The organism is Carnobacterium sp. (genome assembly GCF_032094055.1).
Taxonomy (GTDB): domain Bacteria; phylum Bacillota; class Bacilli; order Lactobacillales; family Carnobacteriaceae; genus Carnobacterium_A.
Window position 1 is genome coordinate 3095 of record NZ_DAMDAK010000103.1, and the last position, 2700, is coordinate 5794.

The window sequence follows — 2700 nt, forward strand, 5'->3', positions numbered from 1 at the left end:
AATCGCTATTTGTCCAGGCATATTGTAATTAGCAGGAGAAACCATTCCTAGATTACTTGCTTCTTGGCAAGCTTCCATAATGGTTTCGCGATCTAATCCTAAAACAGCGCTCATCGCCCCTTCGCCTAATGGGACAGCTTCCGTCATGTACTGACCGCGTTTCTTCACTAGTTGGACCGCTTCAGTGAAATCTAGTACTCCAGCCTTCACAAAAGCACTATATTCGCCTAAACTTAAACCAGCTACAACTTCGGGTTCAATTCCCTTTTCTTTCAGTAAGGCATCAATTGCTGTACTGAGTGTCAAAATAGCTGGCTGCGTATAAGTTGTTTGATTAAGCAATTCATTTTCTTCAAAACAAAGTGCTGCAACATCTATATTTAAAGCTGCACTTGCTTCATTAAATAGAGTACGGACAATTTCGTGGTTATCGTAAAGTTCTTGTCCCATCCCAGAATATTGAGCACCTTGGCCACTGTATACAAAAGCAATCTTCATTAATAATGACTCCTTCAGTTCGCTTTTTAATAAAATCCTTCAAAATTACTACTACTGGAATACCAGAAATTTCGACTCCAAAAAAATAACCAGAAATCCTTGGAAGCCAATAGGAACTTCTTTCAGCTTTCTGGTATTTAAATAGATCAAACAATTTACTTTTTATAAAGATAAAGCGCGTGCTTGTTTTTCGATTACTTCTTTGTATTCATCCATTAGTTGATGAATGATTTCTTCGCAACTTTGTTCTTTTTTTACTAAACCGGCACTTTGTCCTGACATAAAAGATCCGGTTTTTTTGTCTCCATCCACTACTGCCCGCTTCAAAGCGCCTTTTCCGAGAGCTTCTAAACGAGAAAAATCAGGATTTTCATCACTAGTGATTTCTTTCTCAACTTTTAAATACTCACGAGTTAGTTTGTTACGCAATACGCGAACGGGATGTCCAGTAATCATACCTGTTACTACGGTGTCGATATCTTTTGCTTTCAAAATAGAATCTTTAAAGTTTCGATGTGCATTACTTTCGTATGCAACAACAAAACGAGTCCCAAGTTGAGCAGCAGCAGCGCCAAGTGACATAACAGCGGCTACACCACGCCCATCTGCAATTCCACCAGCAGCAATAACAGGAATTGTAACCGCATCTACCACTTGTGGAACCAAATTCATAGTAGTCGTTTTGCCAATATGTCCGCCGGCTTCCATTCCTTCACAGATAATCGCATCTGCTCCTTCAGCTTGCATTCTTCGTGCTAAAGCAACTGAAGCTACGACTGGGATTACCACTGTTCCAACAGCTTTGAATTGTTCCATATATCTTCCTGGACTTCCCGCGCCTGTTGTGACAACTTTTATCTTTTCTTCACAGACAACTTGTACCACTTCATCTACATGTGGAGAAAGAAGCAGTACATTGATTCCAAACGGTTTATCGGTTAGTTTCTTTGTTTCTATGATCAATTCACGAACAGTTTCTCCTGTCGCATGCCCACAAGCAAGAATGCCTAAACCTCCTGCATTTGAAACCGCACTTACTAGACTTGGATCAGCGACCCATGACATAGCACCTTGAATAATGGGGTATCTAATGCCAAGTTTTTCGATTAATTGAGACTGCATACAGGTTCCCTCTTTCTAATTGGTTGTTCTTATTTTTTAGCTAACTCTGCATCTACGAACGTTACGATATCTTGAACAGTAGTTAGTCCTTCTTCTGATTCGATTTTAATATCAAATTCGTCTTCAATATCGTTAATGATTTGGAATAAGTCTAAACTGTCTGCTTCTAAGTCTTCACGGAAGTTTGTTTCTAATTGTACTTCTTCTTCCTCTTTGTCTAATTGGTCCACGATGATTTCTTGAATTTTTTCGAATGTCATTTTTGTTTCCTCCATTATAGTTGTTTTTTAGTATGTGCTTAATTTTTTTATAGCTTAAGCAAGCTTGTTGTTACTTAATTAAAGTTGGATTAACATGGAACCCCAAGTGAGTCCTCCACCAAATCCAGTTAAAATAATTTTTTCGTCTTTACCAAGAGTCAATTCACCAGAAGAAACAAGTTCATCTAATAAAATTGGAATACTAGCTGCCGAAGTATTTCCATAATTGGAAATATTTAAGGCAAACTGTTCAAAAGGTATTTTTAATTTCTTCGCAATGGCTTGAATGATTCGCGAGTTCGCTTGATGCGGTATGATTCGCGTGATATCCGTTAAGGAAAGATCCGCAGTTTCAACAACCGAACGAATACTTCGCGGCACACTTCGAATAGCAAAGTCGAAAATTGCTCGGCCTTCCATCTTTAAAAATACATCATCCGGCTCTTTTTGAGAGCTATAAGGATTTTGAACGGATAATGAGCCAGTTGTTAAAGCTAAGCCTCGGCTTCCATCTGCATGAATGTCTTCGCCTAGAAAACTTCCTTCTGTCTCTGTTCGTTCTAATAAAACCCCGCCAGCACCATCACCGAACAAAACAGCTGTACTTCGGTCTTCCCAATTAATAATCTTAGACATAACTTCTCCGCCTAAAACAAGAGCATAACGGAAAGCGCCACTTTGCAGCATTTTTTCAGCTACAGACAAAGCGTAAATAAATCCTGAGCAAGCTGCACTTATATCAAAAGCCATTCCTTGCTTGGCTCCAAGATAATCTTGAACTAAACAAGCAGTTGAAGGACTCAGATAATCCGGCGACATA

General features: G+C 39.1%; 4 protein-coding genes. All 4 read right to left on the minus strand.

Features of this window, described 5'->3' with window-relative positions; all coding sequences use genetic code 11:
* The coding region (locus RT405_RS12200; protein WP_313470036.1) for an ACP S-malonyltransferase at positions 1–498 on the minus strand (498 nt) is incomplete at its 3' end.
* A gap of 162 nt (positions 499–660) precedes the next feature.
* Positions 661–1620 (minus strand): enoyl-[acyl-carrier-protein] reductase FabK, encoded by a 960-nt coding sequence (gene fabK / locus RT405_RS12205; RefSeq protein WP_313470038.1) that lies wholly within the window; start codon positions 1618–1620, stop codon positions 661–663.
* 29 nt (positions 1621–1649) lie between these two features.
* Positions 1650–1880 (minus strand): acyl carrier protein, encoded by a 231-nt coding sequence (locus tag RT405_RS12210; RefSeq protein ID WP_035027857.1) that lies wholly within the window; start codon positions 1878–1880, stop codon positions 1650–1652.
* Between the two features lie 78 nt (positions 1881–1958).
* Positions 1959–2700 (minus strand): beta-ketoacyl-ACP synthase 3 (locus RT405_RS12215; RefSeq protein WP_313470041.1); only part of this gene is annotated, 742 nt, incomplete at its 5' end.

Bases quoted from the DNA above. Each gene is read 5' to 3' on its own strand.
- fabK (WP_313470038.1), bottom strand. From the start codon at position 1,620: ATGCAGTCTCAATTAATCGAAAAACTTGGCATTAGATACCCCATTATT.
- RT405_RS12210 (WP_035027857.1), bottom strand. From the start codon at position 1,880: ATGACATTCGAAAAAATTCAAGAAATCATCGTGGACCAATTAGACAAA.